General features: G+C 71.0%; 24 protein-coding genes. 14 read left to right on the top strand and 10 right to left on the bottom strand.

Annotated elements, in window-relative coordinates:
• Positions 1–15: 15 nt before the first annotated feature.
• On the top strand, positions 16–969 hold the full coding sequence (locus tag BR85_RS02675; protein WP_028495128.1) for a quinone oxidoreductase family protein: 954 nt from the start codon (positions 16–18) through the stop codon (positions 967–969).
• Between the two features lie 27 nt (positions 970–996).
• Here the strand turns inward: BR85_RS02675 and BR85_RS15360 are convergent, their stop codons facing one another.
• The 6 genes from BR85_RS15360 to BR85_RS02650 all read right to left on the bottom strand — a co-directional run bounded on the left by BR85_RS15360 (position 997) and on the right by BR85_RS02650 (position 7,127).
• Complete coding sequence (locus BR85_RS15360; RefSeq protein ID WP_155947948.1) at positions 997–1,155, bottom strand: hypothetical protein; 159 nt, start codon at positions 1,153–1,155, stop codon at positions 997–999.
• Between the two features lies 1 nt (position 1,156).
• Complete coding sequence (gene mmsB, locus BR85_RS02670; protein WP_036272162.1) at positions 1,157–2,389, bottom strand: multiple monosaccharide ABC transporter permease; 1,233 nt, start codon at positions 2,387–2,389, stop codon at positions 1,157–1,159.
• 17 nt (positions 2,390–2,406) lie between these two features.
• Complete coding sequence (gene mmsA, locus BR85_RS02665; protein WP_028495126.1) at positions 2,407–3,936, bottom strand: multiple monosaccharide ABC transporter ATP-binding protein; 1,530 nt, start codon at positions 3,934–3,936, stop codon at positions 2,407–2,409.
• Between the two features lie 101 nt (positions 3,937–4,037).
• Positions 4,038–5,159: a multiple monosaccharide ABC transporter substrate-binding protein gene (gene chvE, locus BR85_RS02660; protein ID WP_028495125.1), complete on the bottom strand. Its 1,122-nt coding sequence runs from the start codon at positions 5,157–5,159 to the stop codon at positions 4,038–4,040.
• Between the two features lie 70 nt (positions 5,160–5,229).
• Positions 5,230–5,922: an L-ribulose-5-phosphate 4-epimerase gene (locus BR85_RS02655; RefSeq protein WP_028495124.1), complete on the bottom strand. Its 693-nt coding sequence runs from the start codon at positions 5,920–5,922 to the stop codon at positions 5,230–5,232.
• Positions 5,923–6,116: 194 nt separating this feature from the next.
• Positions 6,117–7,127 carry a LacI family DNA-binding transcriptional regulator gene (locus BR85_RS02650; protein WP_028495123.1) on the bottom strand — a complete coding sequence of 337 codons (1,011 nt, stop codon included), beginning with the start codon at positions 7,125–7,127 and terminating at the stop codon, positions 6,117–6,119.
• 497 nt (positions 7,128–7,624) lie between these two features.
• On the opposite strand from BR85_RS02650, the gene BR85_RS15600 reads away from it, so the two are divergent.
• The gene (locus tag BR85_RS15600) at positions 7,625–7,801 is read left to right on the top strand and encodes a hypothetical protein (RefSeq protein ID WP_231478553.1); all 177 of its coding nucleotides are present in this window, start codon (positions 7,625–7,627) and stop codon (positions 7,799–7,801) included.
• Here BR85_RS15600 and BR85_RS02640 read toward each other — a convergent pair.
• On the bottom strand, positions 7,788–9,140 hold the full coding sequence (locus BR85_RS02640; RefSeq protein ID WP_028495122.1) for a M20/M25/M40 family metallo-hydrolase: 1,353 nt from the start codon (positions 9,138–9,140) through the stop codon (positions 7,788–7,790). The genes BR85_RS15600 and BR85_RS02640 overlap by 14 nt on opposite strands.
• A 67-nt stretch (positions 9,141–9,207) precedes the next feature.
• Here BR85_RS02640 and BR85_RS02635 point away from each other — a divergent pair, with 67 nt between their 5' ends.
• From BR85_RS02635 to BR85_RS02590, 10 genes are all read left to right on the top strand, one after another.
• Positions 9,208–10,191 (top strand): Gfo/Idh/MocA family protein, encoded by a 984-nt coding sequence (locus tag BR85_RS02635; RefSeq protein ID WP_028495121.1) that lies wholly within the window; start codon positions 9,208–9,210, stop codon positions 10,189–10,191.
• Between the two features lie 28 nt (positions 10,192–10,219).
• On the top strand, positions 10,220–11,098 hold the full coding sequence (locus tag BR85_RS02630; protein ID WP_028495120.1) for an NYN domain-containing protein: 879 nt from the start codon (positions 10,220–10,222) through the stop codon (positions 11,096–11,098).
• 131 nt (positions 11,099–11,229) lie between these two features.
• A complete protein-coding gene (locus tag BR85_RS02625; protein ID WP_028495119.1) occupies positions 11,230–12,618 on the top strand; it encodes an MFS transporter in 1,389 nt (462 codons plus the stop codon).
• 44 nt (positions 12,619–12,662) lie between these two features.
• The gene (locus tag BR85_RS02620) at positions 12,663–13,850 is read left to right on the top strand and encodes an ROK family transcriptional regulator (protein ID WP_028495118.1); all 1,188 of its coding nucleotides are present in this window, start codon (positions 12,663–12,665) and stop codon (positions 13,848–13,850) included.
• On the top strand, positions 13,847–14,893 hold the full coding sequence (locus tag BR85_RS02615; RefSeq protein ID WP_028495117.1) for a sugar ABC transporter substrate-binding protein: 1,047 nt from the start codon (positions 13,847–13,849) through the stop codon (positions 14,891–14,893). The genes BR85_RS02620 and BR85_RS02615 overlap by 4 nt, the downstream gene beginning before the upstream one ends.
• A 64-nt stretch (positions 14,894–14,957) precedes the next feature.
• Positions 14,958–15,782, top strand: a complete 825-nt coding sequence (locus tag BR85_RS02610) for an ATP-binding cassette domain-containing protein (protein WP_081782698.1) — start codon at positions 14,958–14,960, stop codon at positions 15,780–15,782.
• Complete coding sequence (locus tag BR85_RS02605; protein WP_028495116.1) at positions 15,779–16,987, top strand: sugar ABC transporter permease; 1,209 nt, start codon at positions 15,779–15,781, stop codon at positions 16,985–16,987. The genes BR85_RS02610 and BR85_RS02605 overlap by 4 nt, the downstream gene beginning before the upstream one ends.
• Before the next feature lie 154 nt (positions 16,988–17,141).
• Positions 17,142–18,230 carry a sugar ABC transporter substrate-binding protein gene (locus tag BR85_RS02600; protein WP_028495115.1) on the top strand — a complete coding sequence of 363 codons (1,089 nt, stop codon included), beginning with the start codon at positions 17,142–17,144 and terminating at the stop codon, positions 18,228–18,230.
• A 95-nt stretch (positions 18,231–18,325) separates the two neighbouring features.
• Positions 18,326–19,114, top strand: a complete 789-nt coding sequence (locus BR85_RS02595) for an ATP-binding cassette domain-containing protein (RefSeq protein WP_028495114.1) — start codon at positions 18,326–18,328, stop codon at positions 19,112–19,114.
• Positions 19,111–20,385 carry a sugar ABC transporter permease gene (locus BR85_RS02590; RefSeq protein ID WP_231478552.1) on the top strand — a complete coding sequence of 425 codons (1,275 nt, stop codon included), beginning with the start codon at positions 19,111–19,113 and terminating at the stop codon, positions 20,383–20,385. The genes BR85_RS02595 and BR85_RS02590 overlap by 4 nt, the downstream gene beginning before the upstream one ends.
• Here the strand turns inward: BR85_RS02590 and BR85_RS02585 are convergent.
• Together BR85_RS02585 and BR85_RS02580 are read right to left on the bottom strand one after the other, a co-directional pair.
• Positions 20,382–20,768: a DoxX family protein gene (locus BR85_RS02585; RefSeq protein WP_028495112.1), complete on the bottom strand. Its 387-nt coding sequence runs from the start codon at positions 20,766–20,768 to the stop codon at positions 20,382–20,384. The genes BR85_RS02590 and BR85_RS02585 overlap by 4 nt on opposite strands.
• 36 nt (positions 20,769–20,804) lie before the next feature.
• Positions 20,805–21,491, bottom strand: coding sequence for an NAD-dependent deacylase (locus tag BR85_RS02580; protein WP_174799831.1), 687 nt, complete (start codon positions 21,489–21,491; stop codon positions 20,805–20,807).
• Positions 21,492–21,553: 62 nt separating this feature from the next.
• Here BR85_RS02580 and BR85_RS02575 point away from each other — a divergent pair, with 62 nt between their 5' ends.
• Positions 21,554–22,825 carry a DUF4921 family protein gene (locus BR85_RS02575; protein WP_424960587.1) on the top strand — a complete coding sequence of 424 codons (1,272 nt, stop codon included), beginning with the start codon at positions 21,554–21,556 and terminating at the stop codon, positions 22,823–22,825.
• Positions 22,822–23,940 (top strand): class I SAM-dependent methyltransferase, encoded by a 1,119-nt coding sequence (locus tag BR85_RS02570; RefSeq protein ID WP_028495109.1) that lies wholly within the window; start codon positions 22,822–22,824, stop codon positions 23,938–23,940. The genes BR85_RS02575 and BR85_RS02570 overlap by 4 nt, the downstream gene beginning before the upstream one ends.
• On the opposite strand, the gene BR85_RS02565 is transcribed toward BR85_RS02570, so the two are convergent.
• Positions 23,918–24,337, bottom strand: a complete 420-nt coding sequence (locus BR85_RS02565; protein ID WP_051526121.1) for a DoxX family protein — start codon at positions 24,335–24,337, stop codon at positions 23,918–23,920. The genes BR85_RS02570 and BR85_RS02565 overlap by 23 nt on opposite strands.
• Positions 24,338–24,443 lie beyond the last annotated feature (106 nt).

Below are 24,443 nucleotides of genomic sequence, written 5' to 3'. Positions count from 1 at the left end.
CCGAGAGGACCCGCCATGGCGACGGCGATCACCTACACCGCATTCGGAGGACCCGAGGTCCTCACCCTCACCGAGATCCAGGTGCCCGCACCCGGGGCGGACGAGGTCGCGGTGCGCGTCACGGCGGCGGGCGTCAATCCGCTCGACCACAAGCTGCGCTCCGGCGCCCGTGCGTCCGGACCCATCACGGATCCGCGCCGCGTCGGCAGCGACGGCTCGGGTGTCGTCACGGCCGTCGGCGCGGACGTCGAGGGCTTCCGCGCCGGCGACGAGGTCGTCGTCTTCGGTGCCGCCGGCGTCTACGCCTCCGACATCGTCGTCCCCGCCGCCCAGCTCGCGCCGCGCCCTCCGCAGGTGTCCGCGGCCGAGGGTGCGGCGCTCGGCGTCCCGATCGGCACGGCCTACCAGACGCTGCGCTCCCTCGACGTGCGCGCGGGCGACACGCTGCTCGTGCACGGCGGGTCCGGCTCCGTGGGTCAGGCCGTCATCCAGTTCGCCGTCCTGTGGGGGGTCACGGTCCTCGCGACGACGAGCACCCGCCGTGCGGAGCGGGTGACGGCGCTCGGCGGCACCGCCCTGCGCTACGACGACCCGGAGGGCGGCACGCTCACCGAGCGGGTGCGCGCGGCGGCGCCCGGCGGGGTCACCGCCGTCATCGACATCGCCGGCACCGACGAGGCGATCCAGACCTCCCTCGACCTCGTGGCCGACCGGCACCGCATCGTGACCCTCGTCCGCGGCAAGGACGCCGCCGGGCTCGGCATCCGCGCGTTCCTGGGCGGGAGCCCCCGCCCCCTGAACGCGCAGGAGCAGGCGTGGCGCGCCGAGGCGATCCCGGTGGCCCTGCATCTCATGGCGGCGGGCCGCTTCGCCGTGGAGGTCGGCCCCCGGCTGCCGCTCGCCGACGCCTCCGCGGCGCACCGTCTCGTGGAGGCGGGCACCGACGGCAAGATCGTCCTGCTCCCCTGAGCGCTCACCGGAGCGCCGGCGGGAGGGTCAGCCGCCGGTCAGCGCGCCGACGAGACCGGTGACGACCATGTAGAGGCCGACGGCGCCGCCGATGATCCACATCGTGATGCGTGCGGTCGAGGGCCCGCCGGGCGACGCATCGTCGCCCGGCCGGCCCTCCCCGAGCCCGAAGGACTCCTTCGCCACGTCAGTGACCTGCGCGGCGCTTGTTGTAGACGTCGAACGCGACCGCCAGCAGCAGCACGAGGCCCTTGACCGCCTGCTGCCACTCGATGCCGATGCCCATGATCGACATGCCGTTGTTCAGGACGCCGATGATGAGACCACCGATGATCGCGCCGCCGATGGTGCCGACGCCGCCCTGAACGGCCGCGCCGCCGATGAACGCGGCGGAGATGGCCTCGAGTTCGAAGCCGTCACCGGCCTTGGGCCCGGCGAGGTTCAGTCGCGCCGTGAAGATGAGTCCCGCGAGGGCCGCGAGCACGCCCATGTTCACGAAGAGCCAGAAATCGACCCGGCGCGTCTTGATGCCGGAGAGCTCCGCGGCGTGACGGTTGCCGCCGATCGCGTAGATGTGGCGTCCGAAGACCGTCCGGTTCATCACGACGCCGTAGATCATCACGAGCGCCGCCAGGATGATGAGGGTCACCGGGATGCCCTTGTACGAGGCGAGCGCCCACGTGAACCAGCCGATGACGAGCGCGACGAGCGCGAGCTTCACGACGAACCAGATGGTGGGGTCGACGTCCTGCTTGTACTTCTGGCGGGCCATCCGCGTGCGCACCTGCTGCACGACGAGCGCGACGATGGCCACGACGCCGATCACGAGGGTGAACACGTCCGGATCGGTCTCACCGAAGATCCCGCCGAGGAAGCCGTTCCCGAGTGCTCGGTATTCGGTGGGGAACGAGCCGATGTTCGCGTTGCCGAGGACGACGAGCGCGAGTCCGCGGAAGATCAGCATGCCGGCGAGGGTCACGATGAACGCGGGGATCCCGACGTACGCGACCCAGAACCCCTGCCAGGCGCCCACCAGAGCACCGATCAGCAGGGAGAGGATGATCGCCAGCCACCACGGCAGGCCCATCTTCACCGCCAGGACGCCGGACACGGCGCCGATGAAGGCGGCCACCGAGCCGACGGACAGGTCGATGTGGCCGGCGATGATGATCATCACCATGCCGATCGCGAGGACCAGGATGTACCCGTTCTGCACGATCAGGTTGGAGATGTTCTGCGGCCGCAGCAGGATGCCGTCGGTGAGGACCGCGAACAGCGCCACGACGGCGATGAGGGCGATGAAGATGCCGTTCTTGCCGAGGTCGGACAGGACGGTCGTGAGCCAGCGCGTGAACCGGTTGTCGGTCGGGTTGCTGCCGGTGCCCGAGGGGGTCTCGGAAATGAGGGTGTCGTTCGACATGTGTCTCTCCTGCCCCGTCAGCGGGGCTTCTCCATGGTCATGAGCTTCAGGACGGTCTCGGGCGTGGCCTCGCTGATCGGCATCTCACCGGTGATCCGGCCCTCCGACAGCGCGTACACGCGGTCGGAGATTCCGAGGAGCTCGGGCAGCTCGGAGGAGATCACGATGATCCCCTTGCCGGCTGCGGCGAGCTTGTTGATGATCGTGTAGATCTCGTACTTGGCGCCCACGTCGATGCCGCGGGTCGGTTCGTCGAGGATGAGGACGTCGGGGTCGGAGTAGATCCACTTCGACAGGACGACCTTCTGCTGGTTGCCGCCGGAGAGCTTGCCCGTGGGCACCAGGACGTTCGGCGCCTTGATGTTCATGCTCGTGCGGTACTCGTTGGCGACTTTGAACTCCTCGTTGTCGTCGACGAGTCCGGCCTTCTCGAGCTTCTTCAGCGACGCCATCGAGATGTTGCGCTTGATGTCCTCGATGAGGTTGAGGCCGTACGTCTTGCGGTCCTCCGTCGCGTACGCCAGGCCGTTGTCGATGGCTTCGGCGACGGTGCGCGTCTTGATCTCCTTGCCGCGCAGGTACACCTTGCCGGAGATCCGCGAGCCGTAGCTGTGTCCGAACAGGCTCATCGCGAACTCGGTGCGTCCCGCCCCCATGAGCCCCGCGATGCCGACGATCTCGCCGGCGCGGACGGTGAGCGAGACCTTGTCCACCATGACGCGCGTGGGGTCCTGCGGGTGGTGCGCGGTCCAGTCCTCGACCCGCAGCAGCTCCTCGCCGATCTGCGGCTCGTGGTCGGGGTAGCGGTGCTCGAGGTCGCGGCCGACCATGTCCTTGATGATCCGGTCTTCGGTCACGTCGGACTTCGCGATGGTCTCGATCGTCTTGCCGTCGCGGATCACCGTGACGGTGTCGGCCACCTTCTTGATCTCGTTGAGCTTGTGGCTGATGATGATCGACGTGATCCCCTGCTCGCGCAGGCTCAGGATGAGGTCGAGCAGGTGGTCGGAGTCCTCGTCGTTGAGGGCCGCGGTCGGCTCGTCGAGGATGAGGAGCTTCACCTCCTTCGACAGCGCCTTCGCGATCTCGACGAGCTGCTGCTTGCCGACGCCGATCTGGTTGACCTTGGTGGTCGGGTTCTCACGCAGCCCGACCCGCTGCAGGAGCTTGCCCGCCTCGAAGTTGGTCTTGTTCCAGTCGATGAGGCCGCCGGCGCCCTTGCGCTCGTTGTTGAGGAAGATGTTCTCGGCGATGGACAGGTACGGGCTGAGCGCCAGCTCCTGATGGATGATGACGATGCCGCGCGCCTCGCTGTCGCGGAGGTTCTTGAACTCGACGGTGTCGCCCGCGTAGACGATCTCGCCGTCGTAGGTGCCGTGCGGGTACACGCCCGAGAGCACCTTCATGAGAGTGGACTTCCCGGCGCCGTTCTCGCCGCAGATGGCGTGGATCTCGCCACGCTCGACGGCGAAGTTGACGTTGGACAGCGCCTTCACGCCTGGGAACGTCTTGGTGATGCCGCGCATCTCGAGGATGGTCTCGGTCACGATCTCCGACTTCCTTGGTGGACTTGGGGGGAGGTTACGGGGTGCGTCGGCGGCGAGGCGGTCGCCCCGCCGCCGACGCGGCGTTCAGCTGACGAGCCGGGTCAGAGACCCAGCTCCTCCGCCGTCCAGTAGCCGGTCTCGACGAGCGCCGACTCGACGTTGTCCTTCACAACCGGCACGGGGGCCAGCAGGTAGGACGGCACGACCTTCACGTCGTTGTCGTACGTCTCGGTGTCGTTGACCTCGGGCTCTTCGCCGTTGAGGACGGCGACGGCCATGCCGGCGGCGACCTTGGCCAGCTCACGCGTGTCCTTGAAGATGGTCGCGAACTGCTCGCCGGAGAGGATGGCCTTGACCGAGTCGACCTCGGCGTCCTGGCCGGAGATGATCGGCCAGTCCTCGCCGACGCTGTAGCCGGCGTCGGTGAGGGCGCCGATGATGCCGCGCGAGATGCCGTCGTAGGGCGAGAGCACTGCGTCGACCTTGGAGCCGTCGGAGTAGTTCGCCGTGATCAGGTTCTCCATGCGGCTCTGCGCCTCTTCGCCGTCCCAGCGGAGCGTGGCGGCCTGCTCGATGTCGGTCTGGCCCGACTTCACCACGAGCGTGCCGTCGTCGATGAACGGCTTGAAGACGTCCATCGCGCCGTTGAAGAAGAAGAACGCGTTGTTGTCGTCCAGCGAGCCGGCGAACAGCTCGATGTTGAACGGACCGGCGGGGGCGTCCGGCAGGGGGTTGCCCTCGAGGTCGGTCAGGCCGAGGCCGTTGAGCACCGTCCACGCCTGCTGGTTGCCGACGAGCTCGTTGTCGAACGTCGCGTAGTAGTCGACGTTCTCCGTGCCCTTGATGAGGCGGTCGTACGCGATCACCGGGATGTCGCTGTCGGCCGCGGTCTGCAGCACCTCGGACAGGGTCGTGCCGTCGATGGACGCCACGATCAGCGCCTCGGCGCCCTTCGTGATCATGTTCTCGATCTGCGAGACCTGGGTGGGGATGTCGTCCTCTGCGTACTGCAGGTCGACCTTGTAGCCCTGCTCCTCGAGCGCGGCCTTGACGGCGTTGCCGTCCTGGATCCAGCGCTCGGAGCTCTTCGTGGGCATGGCGACGCCGATCAGTCCGCCGTCACCCTCCCCCTCGGAGCCGGAGCCGCTCGTGCCGCCTGCGCAGGCGGTGAGGGCGAGTGCGCCGGCGGCGAGGCCTGCGACGAGAATCCGCTTCAACTTCACTGTGAGTCCTTCCCTGGACATCGATGTCTTGGTGTTCGGTTTTCAGGTGTGACCGCGCCCGGTTCTCGGGCTACCGGCGGTCGTCGGTGGTCTGTCCGTAGACGTTCTGGTATCGGCCGTAGAGGCTGTCGATCGCCTCCTGCGGGATGGGGATGAGCTCCCCGCCCTGCCGGGCGATGTGGACGGTGCGCGCGACGTCTTCGAGCATGACGGCGGCCTTCACGGCATCCTTCGCGGTCGCGCCGATGGTGAACGGTCCGTGGTTCTGCATCAGGACGGCGCGGGAGCGGTGGCCGGAGAGCGTCTCGACGATCCCGCGGCCGATCGAGTCGTCGCCGATGATCGCGAACGGGCCGACCGGGATCGGGCCGCCGAACTCGTCCGCCATCGCGGTGATGACGCAGGGGATCTCCTCGCCGCGCGCGGCCCAGGCCACCGCGTAGTCGGAGTGCGTGTGCACGACGCCGCCCACCTCGGGCATGTGCCGGTAGACGTAGGCGTGCGCGGCGGTGTCGCTGGACGGTGAGCGCTCGCTGCCCGGCGTCCCGGGGACGACGTTGCCGTCGAGGTCGCAGAGGATCATGTTCTCCGGCGCCAGCTCGTCGTAGGAGACGCCCGACGGCTTGATCACGAAGAGGTCGGCGCCGGGGACGCGCCCGGAGACGTTGCCGCCGGTCCAGACCACGAGGCCGTTGCGCACGAGTTCGGCGTGCAGGGCTGCGACGTCGGCGCGGACGCGGGCGATCGTGACTTCGGTCCGCACCCCGGTGACGTACCGTTCCGCGTCGCTGCTCGACACCACTGCCCGACTCCTTTGTCCCGCGCTCGCACACGCGGCGGTTTCGCTTTCGTGTGACGGTCCATGTGACCGTTCACATCGCCACACTATAGGCCTGCCCTCCGCACGCCTGTCAACCTGCGTACGCCGGAACGCGATAACGGGTTGGTAACGGAGCGCTAGAGGCGCGGCGCGGGGCCCGTGGAGGACCGCACGATCAGCTCCGGCGTGATCACCGGAGCCGTGCGTGCCGCGGCGCCGTCCAGCAGCAGCGCGACGCACCGGCGCCCCAGTTCCGCGAAGTCCTGCCGCACCGTCGTCAGCGGCGGGCCGAAGTGCCCGGACTCCGGGATGTCGTCGAATCCGACGATGCTGATGTCGCGGGGGCACTCCAGTCCCTCGTCGCGGATGGCGTGCAGCAGCCCGAGGGCCATCTGGTCGTTCGAGGAGAAGATCGCGGTGAAGTCGCGGAAGCGCATCAGCTCGCGTCCCGCGTAGTAGCCGAAATCGGCGGTCCAGTCGCCGAGCACGGGCGCGGTCGTGGGGATGTCCCAGGCGCTCATCTCCTCGAGGAACCCCCGCATCCGCGCCTCCGCCTCGATCCAGTCCTGCGGTCCGGCGAGGTGGTAGATGTGGCGGTGCCCGAGTTCGATGAGGTGGCGCGTGGCCAAACGCGCACCCGCGATCTGGTCGACGGAGAGCGTATGGCCCGGGTCGATGTCGGTCGACTGCAGCGTGACGTACGGGAGGTCGATGTGCTGCGCCGCGAGGGCCCGGATGACCCGCACCTGCGGCGCGATGACGACGAGGCCCTCGATCGCCTGCGCGGTCAGGTGGGACAGCCCGTCCGGAATGGACTGCGGGTCGCCGGCGTCGATGTTCGCGGTGGACACCCAGTAGCCGCGCTCCCGCGCCGCCTCCTCGATGGCGGCGATCGACGACGCCGGACCGTACTGGGTGGCCGAGGCCGCGAGGATGCCGATCGTGCGGGATCGGCTCGTGACGAGCGCTCGGGCGGCACGGTTCGGGCTGTAGGAGAGGTCGGCCATGACGGCCCGGACGCGGTCCCGTGTCTCCGGGCGGATGCTGGGGTGATCGTTGAGCACGCGGGAGACGGTCTGATGCGAGACGCCGGCCAGGCGGGCGACATCACGGATGCTGGGCCTGCGGCCTCCGGCGTCGTCGCTCATGGGAACTCCACGTCCGCGGATGTGTACGGTCACATCCTTCGCGCACCATTATGCCCACTCCACGGCGAAATGTGCGGCATCCAGAATGTGACGTCACATCCAGCAGGCCGGGCGCATGTGACACCTGCGCACTTGTCACATTCGGGTCGCCGCCTATGCTTGCGCCATGGCCGACCTGTCCCGCCATCTCCCCCTGAGCAACCGCACCCCCTCCGACGAGTCGTCTGTGAGCGGCGACTGGCGGGAGGCCCTCGCGGGCGTGATCGCGCTCGCCGCGGGCCTCGCAGCGGGACACGAGGAGGCCCGAGGGTTCCTCGCGGATGCACGACTGGCAGGCGAGTTCCCGGACGCCGCTCTCCTCGCCGTCGCGGCCGCGGTGCGGATCGGCGGGCGCCGGCGGATCTCGAGCCTGACGGCGGCGACCCGCGCGCTGATCCGGCTCGCCGGTGACCGCGACGTGGCGCTGGATCCCACCACGAGCGGCGCCGTGGCGCTGTATGCGGCCCACCCGCGCACCGTTCGAACGGCGTGCGGTGCTCGCCGGCAGCACGGTGCACGCGACCGACGCCGACTGGTCGTTCGGCCACGGGCCGGTGCGGGAGGGCACGGCGCGGGAGATCCTCGCCTTCGTGCTGGCGCTCAGCGACGACGCGCCGCGTCTCACCCGCCGCTGAGCAGCGCGCGGTAGAACCCGATGCCGCGCAGCCACACCTCGACGCGGATGCGCTCGTTGTGCGCGTGCAGCGCATCGCGCTCCGACCGGGTGAGATGGAACGGGGTGAAGCGGTAGACGTGCCCGCTGATCCGCGTGAACCACCGGCTGTCGCTCGCGCCCAGCTGGATGTACGGGGTCGTGACGATGTCTCCGGAGAGGCCCTCGGCGACGGCCGACGCGATGCGCCGCCACGCCTCTCCCTTCCACGGCGACACCGGCGACGGGTCGGATGCGTGCCGCACCTCGATCTCCACCTCCGGATCGGCGACGACCCGGCGGACGCGGGCCGTGACGGACGCGACGGTGTCGCCGGTGAGGAGGCGGATGTTGACGGCCGCCTGCGCCGTCGTCGCGAGGACGTTCTCCCCGGGGGCCCCGGCGAGCGACGTGGCGACCGCGGTCGTGCGGACCATCGCGTTCATCTCCGGCCCCAGGTGCGGGAACACCTTCGCCAGCAGCGGGCCGGTGAGGGCCAGGTTGCCGAACACCCAGCGCAGCGGCGGCTGCGCGTACGGGGCGATCGTGGCGAACAGGGCGCGGACGGGCGGGGCGATCCGGGTGGGGAACGGATGCCGGTGCAGCCGGTCGATCGCGCGGGCGAGGCGCGCCGTCGCGGGGGTCGCCGGGGGCGTCGAGGCGTGCCCGCCGGCCTCGCGGGCCGTCAGCAGCAGGGTCATGACGCCGCGCTCGGCGACCCCGACCATCGCGGTCGGCACGGCGACCCCGGGGACGACGCCGTCGACGACGGCGCCGCCCTCGTCGAGCACGAGTGCGGGGCGGACGCCGCGGCGTTCGAGCACGGCCACGATCTGCTGCGCACCGTCGCCGGCCGTCTCCTCGTTGTGCCCGAACGCGAGGTAGACGTCGCGGACCGGGGTGAAGCCCTCGGCGACGAGCTGTTCGACCGCTTCGAGGATCGCGACGAGCGACCCCTTGTCGTCGATCGCTCCGCGGGCGTGGATCGCGGCGTCGGCGCCGGCGCCGATGAGCTCGGCGGCGAAGGGCGGGTGATCCCACTCGGCTTCGACGACGGGCACGACGTCGATGTGGGCCATGAGGACGAGGGGGTCGCCGTCCGTCGTCCCGCGCCAGAGGTAGAGGAGCGAGTGCCGCGCGACGACCTCCCGCTCGAGCACCCCGTGCAGGCCCGGGTAGAGGCGCGCGAGGGCCGCGTGGAACTCGTCGAACGGCGCGGGATCGGTGCGACTGTCGTCGGCATCCGAGACGGTCGGGATGCGCAGGAGCTCGCGGAAGCGCGCGACGGAGGCCGTGGGGTCGGTCGTGTTCTCGGGTGCCACGCCCCGAGCCTACGACCCGGCCGCGCACGTCGCCGAGACGCATCCCGGGCCCGGCTAGGCTCGGGCCATGACCGGACTTCGCTGGGGCATCCTCGCCACAGGCGGCATCGCCCACGCCTTCACCTCCGACCTGCGCACCGCGGGCCTCGACGTCGCCGCGGTCGGCTCGCGCAGCACCGCGTCGGCGCAGGCCTTCGCCGACGAGTTCGGCATCCCGCGCGCCCACGGCTCGTATGCGGACCTCATCGCCGACCCCGAGGTCGACATCCTCTACATCGCCACGCCGCACAGCCATCACCTCGAGCCCGCCGTCGCCGCGCTCGAGGCCGGCAAGCACGTGCTGATCGAGAAGCCCGTCACCCTGGACGCCGATGAGGCCGCCGCCATCCGCGACGTCGCCGCCGGTCGGGGACTGCTCGCCATGGAGGCGATGTGGACCCGCTACCTGCCGCACATGATCCGCATCCGAGAGCTCGTGCGCTCCGGCGCGCTCGGCGAGGTGCGGGCGCTCGCCGCCGACCACACGCAGCAGATCTCCGCCGACCCCGCCCACCGCCTGAACGCGCTCGAGCTGGGCGGCGGAGCGCTCCTGGACCTCGGGATCTACCCGGTGTCGTTCGCGTGGGACATCCTCGGCGCACCCGTCGAGGTGCGCGCGCTCGGACGCCTCGGCGAGACGGGCGCCGACACGGAGGTCTCGATCGCCCTGACGCACGCGTCGGGAGCGGTCTCCTCGCTCCTCACCTCCTCCCGCGCCGCCGGGCCGAACACCGCGCACCTGATCGGCACGGAGGCCCGGATCGAGATCGACAGCGTCTGGTACACGCCGACATCGTTCCGGCTCATCGCCCCGGACGGCACCGTGCGGGAGGAGTACCGCTCCGAGGTCGACGGGCGCGGCATGCAGTACCAGGCCCTCGCCGCGGAGCAGATCATCGCCGACGGCCGCACCGACAGCGACCTGCTGACCTTCGAGCAGAGCGTGCTGATCATGGGCACCCTCGACGAGGTGCGCGCACAGGTCGGCGTGACCTACCCGAAGGAGCGCTGAGCGCCCCCGGGACTGACACACTGGGGAGATGCCCGACCTGCAGAACCCCCGCGTCGCCGTCTACCTCGACTTCGACAACATCGTCATGTCCTGGTACGACCGCGTGCACGGTCGAAACTCCTATTCCCGCGATCGCCAGCGCATCGCGGAGAACCCCGCGGAGCCGGAGATCGCGGAACGCCTCTCCGCGGCCATGATCGACGTCGGCGCGATCATCGACTACGCCGCCTCGTTCGGCACGCTCGTGCTCACCCGCGCGTACGCCGACTGGTCCTCCCCCGTCAACGCCGTGTACCGGCCGCAGGTCGTCGCACGCGCCGTCGACCTCGTGCAGCTGTTCCCGGCCGCCGCGTACGCGAAGAACGGCGCAGACATCCGCCTCGCCGTGGACACCGTCGAGGACATGTTCCGCCTGCCCGACCTCACGCACGTCGTGATCGTCGGCGGCGACAGTGACTACGTGCCGCTCGCGCAGCGCTGCAAGCGGCTCGGCCGCTTCGTCGTCGGCGTGGGCGTGGCCGGCTCGACCGCGAAGTCGCTCGCGGCGGCGTGCGACCAGTTCGACTCCTACGACGGCCTTCCCGGCGTCTCCGCGCCCGTGACGGAGAAGAAGACGGAGACGGCGACCACGACGGGTCGGCGACGCGCGAAGAAGGCCGACGATCCGACCCCCGAGCTGCTGGGCCGCGCGCTGCGCCTCGAGCAGGAGCGCACCGACGAGGACTGGGTGCACCTCTCAGCCGTCAAGAACCTCCTCAAGCGCATGGACCCGTCGTTCAGCGAGAAGGCCCTCGGGCACCGCTCCTTCTCCGACTTCGTCAAGGCGCACCCGACGGTCGCCGAACTCGACGAGTCCACGAACATCGTGCGCGTCCGGCTGCGGACGGATCCCGCCGACCCCGCCTGAAACGCGGTGTGCGTGAACGCACACTCTCTGTGCACAGACCCTCCTTGTACCTGAATCAACTCTCAGGTAGCGTTCCTGGCGCGCGGCAGCCCCCTGCCGTATTCCGCGCTCTACAAGGAGGTAACAGCGCCATGGCATCTGCCACCCCCACCGCACAGAATCCCCGGTCCAAGGACTCGGGTCTGCGCCGCGTCGTCACCGCATCGATGGCCGGCACCGTCGTCGAATGGTACGAGTTCTTCCTCTTCGCCACCGCGGCGACGCTCGTGTTCAACCTGATCATGTTCCCGCCGGCGGACAACCCGTACACGCCCGTCATCCAGGCCTTCCTCACCTACGCGGTCGGCTTCGTCGCGCGTCCGCTCGGCGGCATCGTCTTCGGCCACTTCGGCGACAAGTACGGCCGGAAGAAGCTGCTGCAGCTGGCCATCATCCTGGTCGGCGTCGCCACCTTCCTCATGGGATGCCTGCCCACCTACGACCAGATCGGCATCTGGGCCACCGTGCTCCTCGTCGTGCTCCGCTTCGCGCAGGGCTTCGCGGTCGGCGGCGAATGGGGCGGCGGCGTCCTGCTCGTCGCGGAGCACTCCCCCGACCACAGCCGCGGCTTCTGGGCGTCCTGGCCGCAGGCCGCCGTCCCGATCGGCAACCTGCTCGCCACGATCGTGCTCCTCGTGCTCAACAGCGTGCTCTCCGCCGAGGACTTCCTCGCGTGGGGCTGGCGCATCGGCTTCTGGCTGTCGGTCGTCATCGTCGCCATCGGGTACTACGTCCGCACCCGCATCACGGATGCCCCGATCTTCGAGCAGTCCAAGCAGGAGGTCGCGCAGCGCCCCGAGGTGCGCGTGGGCGTCTTCGAGGTGCTCCGCCGCTACCCCCGCCTGGTCATCACGGCCATGGGCCTGCGGTTCGCGGAGAACATCATGTACTACCTCGTCGTGACGTTCTCGATCACCTACCTCAAGCTCGCGCTCGAGATGGACACCACCGCCATCCTCAGCTGGCTCGTCATCGCGCACATCGTGCACATGATCGTCGTGCCGCTCCTCGGCGGGCTCACCGACCGGATCGGCCGGCGCCCCGTGTACATGATCGGCACGATCCTCGCCGCCGGGTGGGGTTTCATCGCGTTCCCGATGTTCAACACGAAGGAGCCGCTGATCATCATCCTGGCGATCTGCCTCGGTCTCGTCATCCACGGGTTCATGTACGCGCCGCAGCCGTCGATCATGTCGGAGATGTTCCCGACCCGGATGCGGTACTCCGGCGTCTCGCTGGGCTACCAGGTCACGTCGATCGTCGCCGGCTCGCTGGCGCCCGTCATCGCCACCGCGCTGCTGCAGGGCTTCGGGAGCTGGGTGCCGATCGCGATCTACCTCGCGATCGCCGCCGCCATCACGTTCGTGGCCGTCATCTCGCTGCGCGAGACGCGGGGCATCTCGCTGCACGACGTCGACGAGGTCGACCGCGCGCGCCTGGACGAGGAGACCGGCACGGTCACCGTCGCCCGCACGCGCTGACGAACAGGGGGCCGGGTGGGGTGCGAACGGGTACAGTGGCGATCGTGGTACGCCGGAGCACCCCACCCGGATCGCAGTCCTCGCTGCGAGAGGCGAACCGAGCCCGCCTGCTCGATTCGCTCAAGCGCCATGGGCGGCTGACCCAGATCGAGCTGGCCGGGAACACCGGGCTCTCGCCCGCGACGGTGTCGAACATCGTCAAGGAGCTCACGGCATCCGGCATCCTGCACACGTCCTTCACGTCGCGCAGCGGCCGCCGCGCGACCCTCGTCTCCTTCGCCCGGCAGGTCGGCCTCGTCGCGGGCGTGCACTTCTCCAGCCGTCAGCTGCGCATCGCGATCGCCGATGCGACGCGCACGATCGTCGCCGAGAACACCGTGCCGCTCGCGCCGGGTCACCGCCATGACGCCGAACTCGACCGCCTGAGCATCATCCTCGGCGACATGATGGACACCCTCGGCGGCACGCTCGCCGACCTCCTCGCCGTCGGGCTCGCCGTCCCCGCGCCGATCGACCCGCGCACCGGGATGGTCTCCACGCCGGGACTCCTGCCCGGCTGGGAGGGCATCGACATCGCCGAAAGCCTCAGCGCCCGCATCGACCGGCCCGTCTACGTCGACAGCGAGGCAAACCTGGGCGGCCTCGCCGAGGCGCGCGAGGGCAGCGGTCGCAGCGCGTCGTCCTCCGTCTACATCCGCGTCGGGCACACGATCAGCGCGGGCCTCATCGTCGGCGGCGACCTCTTCCGCGGGGCGAGCGGCAAGACGGGGCAGATCGGCCACGTCACGATCGACGAGAACGGCCCGCTCTGCCGGTGCAGCAACCGCGGCTGCCTCGAGACGTACGCCGCGGGTCCCGCGCTGCTCGCCCTCTTCCCGGAGAGCGAGGGGATGCAGCGACTGGGCGACCTCATCGCCGCGGCCGAGGACGGCGTGGGCGGTGCGCAGCGGGTGATCGCCGATGCCGGCCGGCACATCGGCATCGCGGCGGCGAGCCTCTGCAACCTCTTCGACCCGGAGCTCATCGTCGTGGGCGGCGAGCTCGCGCAGGCCGGCGAGATCCTCATGGCGCCGATGCGGCATGCGCTGGAGCGCTCCGCCCTCGCCGCGACCGGCGGCCTGCCCGAGATCGTCGGCGCGTCCTTCGGCGAATGGGCCGAGTGCCGCGGCGCCATCGCGACGGCCCTGGACCACGTCCGCGTCGACGCCGACGTCCTGTCCATCACGGCATGAGGCGCCTGCCGATCCTGCTGCTCGGGCTGTGCGTCCTCGCGGGCGCGCTCACCGCCTGCGTCCCGGGGTCCACGAGCGCACACGGCCCCATCGCGATGCTCCTGCCGGACAAGAAGACCGCCCGCTACGAGACGTTCGACCGCCCCCTTTTCGAGGCGCGGGTCGCCGAGCTCGGCGACTACGACGTGCTCTACGCCAACGCCGACCAGGATGCCGCGCGCCAGCAGCAGCAGGCGGAGTCCGCCCTCGCGGCCGGCGCCGAGGTGCTCGTCCTGGACCCGGTCGACGCGCGCGCCGCGGCGACGATCGTCGCCGCTGCCCGGGCCCAGGACGTCCCGGTCATCGCGTACGACCGCCTCATCTCCGGCGGGGGCCTGGCGTACTACATCTCCTTCGACAACGAGCGGGTCGGCGAGCTGCAGGCCACCGCCCTCGTCACGGCGCTCGCCGACCGGGGGCAGGCGGATGCCGGCATCCTCATGGTCAACGGCTCCCCCACCGACAGCAACGCGGCCCTCTTCCGCGCCGGCGCGCGACGCATCCTCGACGAGAGCGGGCTGCGCGTCCTCGCCGCGTACGACACCCCGGACTGGAGCCCCGACAAGGCCCAGTCCTGGGTCGCGGGCCAGATCTCGCAGTACGGCGCCGACATCGCCGGCGTCTACGCCGCCAACGACGGCACCGCCAGCGGCGCCGTAGCGGCGCTGCGCGCGGCCGACGTCTCCCCGTTCCCCGTCGTGACGGGACAGGATGCCGAGCTGTCGGCGCTGCAGCGGATCGTGGCCGGAGACCAGTACATGACGGTCTACAAGGCTTTGAAGCCGCAGGCGGAGCGCGCCGCCGAGGTCGCCGTCGACCTCCTGCACGGGCGCACGGTGACCGGGGAGATCGAGGTCGACGGGACGCCCGCGACGCTGCTGACCCCCGTCGCGGTCACCGTCGCCGATATCCTCGACACCGTCGTTGCGGACGGGTTCTGGAGCGTCGAGGATATCTGTACGCCGGACTACGCGGCCGCGTGCGCCGCCGCCGGCCTCCAGTGAGGATCCGACGCTGAGCACCGTGACCCCGCCGCGCAGCGGCCGACCCCGCGACCGCGTCCTGACCATGCGCGGCATCGACAAGCACTTCGGCGCCGTGAAGGCCCTCACCGACGTCGACTTCTGGGTCAGCGAGGGCGAGGTCGTCGCGCTCGTCGGCGACAACGGCGCCGGCAAGTCGACGCTCGTGAAGGTCCTCGCGGGGGTGCACCCCCCGGATGCCGGCGAGATCCTCTTCGACGGCGACCCCGTCCACATCACGAGCCCCGCCGACGCGCAGGAACTCGGCATCGCGACGGTGTTCCAGGACCTCGCCCTGTGCGACAACCTCGACGTCGTTGCGAACCTCTGGCTCGGGCGCGAGCTCACGACCGAGGGCCGGCTCGACGAGGTCGGCATGGAGCAGCGCACGTGGGCGCTGCTGCGCGAACTCGCCGCGAAGATCCCCTCCGTCCGGACCCCGGTCGCCTCGCTCAGCGGCGGACAGCGGCAGACCGTCGCGATCGCGCGGTCCCTCGTCGGGGAGCCGCGCGTCGTGATCCTGGACGAGCCGACCGCCGCGCTCGGCGTCGCGCAGACCGCCGAGGTCCTGAACCTCATCGAGCGGCTCCGCGAACGCGGGCACGGGGTCGTGCTCATCAGCCACAACATGGCCGACGTCATGGCGGTGGCGGACCGCGTCGTCGTGCTGCGGCTCGGGCGCAACAACGGCGAGTACCACGCGGCGGACGTGACGAGCGAGCTGCTCATCGCGGCGATCACGGGCGCGGTGGACAACTCCGTCAGCCGGAGGCAGGCGCTGCGGCGCGAGGAGCCGGCGACGACGACGGACGCCACCGTGACCCCGCTGACCCCGCGGGGCCGTCGCCGCCCGGACGGCGGCGCCCCGTGAGCCTCGACGAGCCGGAGCGCGAAGGCGTCCGCGCCGCGGCGGTCCGGGTGTGGGGCCGCGTCCGCGGCGGTGACCTCGGCGCGCTCCCCGTCATCGTGGGCCTCGCCCTCATCTGGACCGTCTTCCAGATCCTGAACCCGGTGTTCCTCTCCAGCCGCAATCTCGTCGACCTGACGATGCAGTGCGCCGCGATCGGCACGATCGCGCTCGGCATCGTCGTCGTGCTGCTCCTCGGCGAGATCGACCTGTCGGTCGGGTCGGTGTCCGGGCTCGCCGCCGCGATCCTCGCCGTCGCGTTCGTGCAGCTGCGCTGGCCGCTCCTGGTCGCCGTGCTCATCGCCGTCGCCGCGGGGTGCGTCGTCGGCATCCTGTACGGGCTGCTGTACACGCGGTTCGGGCTGCCGAGCTTCGTCATCACCCTCGCGGGGCTCCTGGGCTTCCTGGGCCTGCAGCTGTGGGTGCTCGGGGATGCCGGATCGATCAACCTGCCGTTCGATTCGTGGATCGTCCAGTTCGCCCAGCACGCCTTCCTGCCGGACTGGGCCTCGTACGCGCTCGTCGTCGCGGCGACCGCCGCGTTCGCCTGGACGCTCGCCGGGCGCTCGCGGCGGCGGGCGGCGGCGAACCTCGACAGCCAGAGCTACCGGGCCATCGCGCTGCGCGGGGCACTGCTCCTCGCCGTCCTGCTCCCCGCCGCGTGGTACCTCAACCAGTCCCGCGGCGTCGGGGTCATGTTCCTGCTCTTCCTCGCCCTCGTCGTGCTGCTGCACCTCGCCCTGACGCGCACCCGCTGGGGGCGCGCCGTCTATGCGGTCGGCGGCTCCGTCGAGGCGGCCCGGCGCGCCGGCATCCGCGTCGAGCGGATCTACCTCTCGGTGTTCGCCCTGTGCTCGAGCCTGGCCGCCGTGGGCGGCGTGCTCGCCGCCGCCCGGCTCGCCGCAGCCAATCAGAGCTCCGGCGCGGGCGACACGAACCTCAACGCCATCGCGGCCGCCGTCATCGGCGGAGCGTCGCTCTTCGGCGGCCGTGGCACGGCCTTCGCGGCGCTCCTCGGCGTCATCGTCATCCAGTCGATCTCGTCGGGACTGACCCTGCTGAACCTCAACTCCTCGGTGCAGTTCATGGTCACGGGCGTGGTGCTGGTCCTCGCCGTCACGGTCGATTCGCTCTCCCGCCGCACGCGGGTGGCCGCCGGACGAGCCTGAGGCGGCACCGACCCGGTATCCACGTCGCGGACTTCTCGGCACGGATGCCAATCCGTTATGTTCAAGTCTTGACGACAAGACGTGAACGGATGAATGATCATCCACAGCGCGATGGTGCACTACCCGAACGCAATTCGATGACGAAAGGCGAATCATGAAGAAGAGCTCCCTGCTCGCGGTGGCTGCCCTCAGCAGCGCCGCGGCCCTCCTCCTGGCCGGCTGTTCCGGCAGCACGCCCCCCACCGGCAGCGGCGATCCCGAAGAGCCCGCTGACGCGCAGCGCGCCTGCGTGATCCTGCCCGACGCCGCGTCCTCGCCGCGCTGGGAGAACTTCGACCGCAAGTACCTGCAGGAGGGCCTGGAGGGCGCCGGCTTCGACGTCGACATCCAGAACGCCCAGGGTGACGCCTCGAAGTACGCCACGATCGCCGACCAGCAGCTCACGCAGGGCTGCGGCGTCATGCTGCTCGTCGACTACAACGGCGCGGCCAAGGGCGTCGCCGCCAAGGCCAAGGGCCAGGGCATCCCGGTCATCGCGTACGACCGCCCGTTCGAGGGCGCCGACTACTACGTGTCCTTCGACAACGTCGAGGTGGGTCGCCTGCAGGGCCAGACCGTGCTCGACGGCCTCGAGGCCGCCGGGAAGGACCCGAAGACGGCGCAGGTGTTCTACATGGGCGGCGACCCGACCGACGGCAACGCGAAGATGTTCCACGACGGCGCCGTCGAGGTCATGGAGGCGGCGGGCGTCAAGGCGGTCGCCGAGCCCAAGGGCGTCTGGGACGGTGGCGTCACCCAGACCAACTTCGAGCAGGCTCTCACGGCCAACGACGGAAAGGTCGACGGCGTGTGGGCGGCCAACGACACCAACGCCGACGGCGTCATCAAGGTCCTGCAGGACAAGAGCATCACAGGAGTGGCCGTCTCCGGTCAGGATGCGAACCTCGAGGGGCTCCGCAACATCCTCGCCGGCTGGCAGACCGCGACGGTCTACAAGCCGGTCAAGCTCGAGGCCGACAAGGCCGTCGAGATCGCCGTCGCCCTGCTGAAGGGCGAGACGCCGACCGCTGACCAGGAGCTCGAGGACGGCACGCCCTACATCGCCGTCACGCCTCAGCTGGTCGGTCCGGAGCAGGTGAAGGATGTCGTCGCCGCCGGTGACGCGTCCGCGTCGGAGATCTGCTCCGGCGACATCGCCGGGGTCAGCATGGCCGACAAGTGCGCGGAGTTCGGGGTCGAGTAACCCGTCCCGGCGCCGGGGCGTCGCGTCCTCACCGACGCGGCGCCCCACGCGCGCACCGGTGCAGAGGGCACACCATCCAGCGCAAGGAAGCGAACATGACACAACCGATCATCGAACTGCGGGACGTGAAGAAGTCCTTCGGTCCGGTCAGCGTCCTCCGCGGCGTGGGCCTCAAGGTCCACCCCGGCAGGGTCACCGCGCTCGTCGGCGACAACGGCGCCGGCAAGTCCACCCTCATCAAGGGCCTTGCGGGCGTCCAGCCCTACGACGAGGGCGAGGTCCTCTTCGACGGGGAGCCCGCCGTCCTGCACACGCCGCGCGACGCGTCCCACCTCGGCATCGAGGTCGTCTACCAGGACCTCGCGCTGTGCGACAACCTCGACATCGTCCAGAACATGTTCCTCGGCCGGGAGGAGACCTCCGGGGGCACCTTCGACGAGGGCCGTATGGAGCGCGACGCGTCCGACACGCTGCGCTCGCTCTCCGTGCGCACCGTCAAGTCCGTCCGGCAGAAGGTCTCCAGCCTCTCCGGAGGGCAGCGGCAGACCGTCGCGATCGCGCGCGCCGTGCTGAAGAAGGCGCGCGTCGTGATCCTCGACGAGCCGACCGCCGCCCTGGGCGTCGCGCAGACCGAGCAGGTGCTGAACCTCGTCAGCCGGCTGTCCGAGCAGGGCGTCGCGGTCGTGCTGATCAGCCACAACCTCGCGGACGTCTTCGCCGTCGCGGACGACATCGCCGTCCTCTATCTCGGCCAGATGGTCGCGCAGGTCCCGACCGCGGAGACCGACCGCGACGAGATCGTCGGCTACATCACCGGAACCAAGACCCCGCCCGGCGTCGAACTCGTCGGCACCAGCACCATCCCGACCGGAGGCGACCTGTGAGCGTGGACACCAGCACCCGGACGGCGGCGGGGCCCGACCCGCTCGCCGGCGACGCGATCGGCTCCGGCGTCGAAGGCGGGCTCGGCGATCAGATCGGCGCGTGGCTGCAGCGCGTGCGCGGCGGCGAGATGGGGGCGCTCCCCGCGATCGCCGGCCTCATCGTGCTCGTCATCCTGTTCGGCATGCTGAACCGGTTCTTCCTCACGCCGATCAACTTCGCGAACCTCATGAACCAGGCCGCACCCCTCGTCGTCCTCGGCATGGCGCTCGTGTTCGTCCTGCTGCTCGGCGAGATCGACCTCTCCGCGGGCGTCACCGGCGGCGTCGCGATGGCGACGTTCGTCGTGCTGAACGTCAAGCAGGGACTCCCCTGGCCGCTCGCGCTGCTGATCGGGTTCGCCGTGGGCCTGGCGACCGGCGCCCTCATCGGCTTCCTCGTCGCCCGCGTCGGCATCCCCTCGTTCGTCGTCACGTTGGGGTTGTTCCTCGGCTATCAGGGCCTCGCGCTCCTCATCATCGGCGCCGGCGGCCTGTACCCGATCAACGCACCGGAGCTCATCGCCCTGCAGAACGGGCGACTGCCGGTCTGGGGCGGGTGGGTCATGCTCGCCGTCATCCTCGCGATCTCCGGCGGCATGGCGTTCTGGGACCGTCGGCGCCGCACGCGCGCGGGCGTTCCGAACCGGGCGATCTCCCTCGTCTTTATCAAGCTCGCCGCGATCGCGATCCTCGGCGGCATCGCCGTCGCCATCCTCAACCTCAACCGCTCGCAGTCGGTCATCCCGATCGAGGGCGTGCCGATCATCGTCCCGATCGTCCTGGCGATCCTCTGGATCGGCACGTTCGTGCTCGACCGGACCACCTTCGGCCGCTACGTGTACGCGATCGGCGGCAACGCCGAGGCCGCCCGTCGCGCGGGCATCAAGGTGCGCTGGGTGAAGTGGGGCTGCTTCGTGATCTGCTCCGGCCTCGCCGTCGTCGCCGGCCTGTTCGCGCAGACGCGCCTGGGCTCGGTGGACGGCGCGGCGGGACGCGACATCGTCCTCTCCGGCGTCGCGGCAGCCGTCGTGGGCGGCGTCAGCCTCTTCGGCGGACGCGGCCGGCTTGTCCACGCCGCGATCGGCGCGCTCATGATCGCGACGATCATCAACGGCCTGGCGCTGCTGCGCCTGGACGCCGGCGTGTACCTGATCGTCACGGGTGGTGTGCTGATCCTGGCGGCCACGGTGGATGCCGTCTCGCGCCTGCGCGGCGGGAACGTCCGGACTTAGCGGCGGGGCGACGTGCTCCACAGCGCCCAGGCCACGAGCACCGGCTGGAACGCGAGGCGGACGAACCGCGCCTTGTCGTCGTCGAGCCCGAAGCCCTTCCGCTTGCCGAGGGCCTGCGCGATGTTGCCGGGGAAGATCGCGACGAAGAACGCGGCGAGGATCGCGCCGACGCGGCGGCGCTCCTTCGGCAGCGCGATGAGCGCGGCGCCCAGCATGATCTCCACGGCGCCGGACGCCACGACCACGGCGTCCTTGTCGATCGGGAGGACCTCCGTGACGAGATCCGGGACTTGCGCCTGGAACTCCTCGCGAGCCCAGAACAGGTGACTGGTTCCGGCGAACATCATGGCGGCGGCGAGGATCCAGCGGGCGGTGGTCTTCATCATCCGAGTATGGGTCACGCCGCGCCCCCGCGGCGGTCAGGACAGGAGGTCGTCGACCCAGCGCGGGACGATCACGCTCGCGGGGCCGGCGCGCACCTCGTCGAACGGCACGTCCGCGGCCGTCGGCAGGAGATTGAGCTCCATCGTCCGCGCGCCGAACGCCGCCGCCAGCGCGGCATAGCCGGCGGCCGGATAGACGGCGCCGGAGGTCCCGATCGCGGCGAACGCATCGCACGCCAGAACGGCGCTCTCGATGCGGTCGAGCTCGTACGGCAGCTCGCCGAACCACACGACATCCGGCCGGAGCTCCCGGCGCCCGCACGCCGGGCACGCCGGCCGTCCGACGAGATCGCCCTCCCACGCGGGCCGCGCCCCGCACGCCGCGCACCGGGCACGGCGCAGCTCGCCGTGCATGTGCACGAGGTTCACCGACCCGGCGCGCTCGTGCAGGTCGTCGACGTTCTGGGTCACGACCAGGACATCGTCGCCGAGCGCGCCCTCCAGCCGTGCGAGCGCCCGGTGGGCGGCGTTCGGCTCGACGGCCGCCAGGGCGCGGCGCCGCTCGTCGTAGAAGCGCTGCACCCGGTCCGGATCCCGCGCGAACCCCTCGGGCGTCGCGACGTCCTCGACGCGGTGCCCCTCCCAGAGACCGTCCGCGTCGCGGAAGGTCGGCACCCCGCTCTCCGCGGAGATGCCCGCCCCCGTGAGCACGACGATGCGCATGCCGTCCATTGTGCCGGGCTGAGTAGGCTGGCGAGGTGAGCGAAGCACGGGCGATCGTGCGGATGCCGGACGGCACCGTGAAACAGGTCGGTCCCCTGACGGGGACCCGCGTCTGGACGGTCCCCGGCCGCGCCGGACGGCCCATCGACGTGCCACCCGCCGCACCCCGCCGCCTGGCGCCTGGTGAGGAGCACCGGCTGTGCGCGTTCTGCGCCGACCGGCAGCTGGAGACCACGCCGGAGAAGGCCCGGCTCGTCGGCCCCGACTTCACCGAGCTTCGCCGCGTCCCCGCCGCGGAGCTCGGCGACACGGTCGCCGAGTTTCGCCGCTTCGGCAACCTGTTCGAGATCGTCTCGGCGGAGTACTGGCGGGAGAACCACGGCTTCCGCCAGCCCGCCTCGGTGTTCGAGTGGGCCCGCGCATACCTCTCCGACCCGGTGGGCCGCGCCCACGTCGAGCGGCTCGCCGCCATCCGGGCGCAGGCCTCCGGCGAGGCGACCTCGATCGAGGAGGCCGCGCTCGACCTCCTCGGCGGCTCGCACGACGTCGTGGTCGCCCGCGGCCACGTCGTCGACGGCGCCGAGACCGATGATCAGCTCGTCTCCTCCGGCGCGCTGACCCCCAGGGAGCACGCCGCCTACATGGCCTTCACCGTCCGCTCGCTCGCGGAGATCCAGGCCGCGCAGCCGCACGCCGCGTACGTCGCCGTCTTCCAGAACTGGCTCCGCCCCGCCGGGGCTTCCTTCGAGCATCTGCACAAGCAGCTCGTCGCGATCGACGAGTCCGGCCCGCAGGTCGACCGCGAACTGCGGATGCTGGCATCCGATCGGCGCCTCTACCAGCACGAGATCGCCGACCTCGCCGTCGCGGAGCGGCTCGTCGTGGCCGCGAACGACGGCGCCGTCGCGTTCGCGGGCATCGGACACCGCTATCCCGCGTTCGAGGTGTTCTCCACGAGCGCCGCGAACCTGCCGCAGGAGCATTCGGATGCCGGCATCCGCGCCGTCTCCGACCTCGTCCACGCGCTGCACGCTGCGACCGGCGTCCACGTCCCGACGAACGAGGAGTGGCACTACCGACCGCCCGGTGCACCGTGGCCGATGCCCTGGCGCGTCGTCCTGAAATGGCGGATCTCCACGCCCGCCGGTTTCGAGGGCGGCACGAAGGTGTACGTCAACACGATCGACCCGTGGGAGCTGCGGCGGCGCGCCGTCGCCTCCCTCGAGCAGCTGCGCAGCGAGGGTCGCCTGGCGGACGGCATCCGGATCGGCGACGAGTGCGACGCGGGCGACGCGCGGCTGCGCTACGCGGATGACGCGGACGACGACGAATGAGCATCCCCTTCGAGCAGCTGCGCCGCTGGCCGGACGTCGAGGCGCCGGATCTGGCGGCAGCGGATGCCGCGGACCGGCTGATCCTCGACGAGTCGGCGGCGGCGCGCGCCGGAGCGGGTCCGGACGAGGTCGTCGTCATCGGCGACGCGTACGGCGCGCTCGCGCTGGGCGCCGTCGCGGACGGGTCGGTGCACGTCCGCGTGCACCAGGATGCGCTGCTGGGCGAGCGCGCGCTCGCCGCCAACGCGGAGCGCCTCGGTCTCGCCGGCCGGACGACCTCGCTCCCCCTGGCAGCGGACCTCGTGACCGGCGCCCGCGTCGTGCTGCTGCGCCTGCCCCGGTCCCTCGACGCGCTCCGCGACATCGCAGGCCTCCTCGCCGCGTACGCCGACCCCGCCGTGCGGGTCTTCGCCGGCGGCCGTATCAAGCACATGACGCTCGCGATGAACGACGTGCTCGGCGCGCATTTCGCGCGGGTCGACGTCACCCATGCACGGCAGAAGTCCCGCGTCCTCATCGCCACCGCGCCGACCGCGGGTGCCGACCCCGTCGCCGCCGCCGCCCAGGACGGCGACATCGTCCTCCGCGCCTACGGCGGCGTGTTCGCCGGCGCCGGGCTCGACATCGGCACCCGTCTCCTGCTCGCGCATCTTCCGGCCGACCTCTCCGGCGGTTCGGCCGACGACCCGCTCATCGACCTCGCGTGCGGCAGCGGCGCGGTCGCGGCGCACCTCGCCCTGCGGCATCCGTCCGCGTTCGTCTACGCCACGGACCAGTCGGCCGCGGCCGTCCGCTCCGCCCGCGAGACGGCGCTCGCGAGCGACGTCGCCGACCGCGTCACGGTCGTGCGCGACGATGCGCTCGCGCGCCGGCCCGACGGCAGCGCGTCGTTCATCGCGCTGAACCCGCCGTTCCACAGCGGGTCCGCCGTCACCGACCGGCTCGCGCCGCGGCTCTTCGCCGACGCGGCCCGCGTGCTCCGCCCCGGCGGTCAGCTGTGGTGCGTCTGGAACTCGCCGCTGCGGTACCGCCCTGTGCTGGAGCGCATCGTCGGGCCGACGCGGCAGGTCGCGCGCGACCCGAAGTTCACGGTCACCGTGTCGACGCGCCGCTGAGCGTCCCCGCCGTCCCCGGCCGCCCTGCCCACACCGCCCACGCGACGAGGACCGGCTGCAGGAAGAGGCGCGCGAGGCGTCGGCGGTCGGTGTCGAGACCGGGGGCGGACGCCCCCGTCCGCCACTGGTGCACGTTGCCGGGGAACACCGCGACGAAGAAGGCGGCGATCGCGAGCCCGACCCGCGTGCGCTCGCGAGGCAGCAGCACGAACGCGAGCCCCAGCATGATCTCCACGGCACCGGAGACGACGACGATCGTGTCCTTGTCCGTGCGGAAGAGCTCCGTCGCCCAATCGGGGACGGCGATGCGGAACCCGCGACGCAGAGTCGTGAGGTGTCCGACGCCCGCCGCGACGAGCAGGGCGGCGAGCAGCCAGCGGGCGACGGTGCGGATCATCCTCACACGGTAGTCGGCGCGCGGGACCGGTGGGCCGGCGCAACGGCGGAGATCGTGACGGGATGCCGTGGATCACGGCATCCGGAGCCGCCGCCGGCCCACGGAA

Origin of the sequence: Microbacterium sp. UNCCL10, assembly GCF_000746195.1 — a bacterium.
In the GTDB taxonomy this organism is placed as follows: Bacteria; Actinomycetota; Actinomycetes; order Actinomycetales; family Microbacteriaceae; genus Microbacterium; species Microbacterium saccharophilum.
This window is presented reverse-complemented; position numbering and strand designations above follow the sequence as displayed.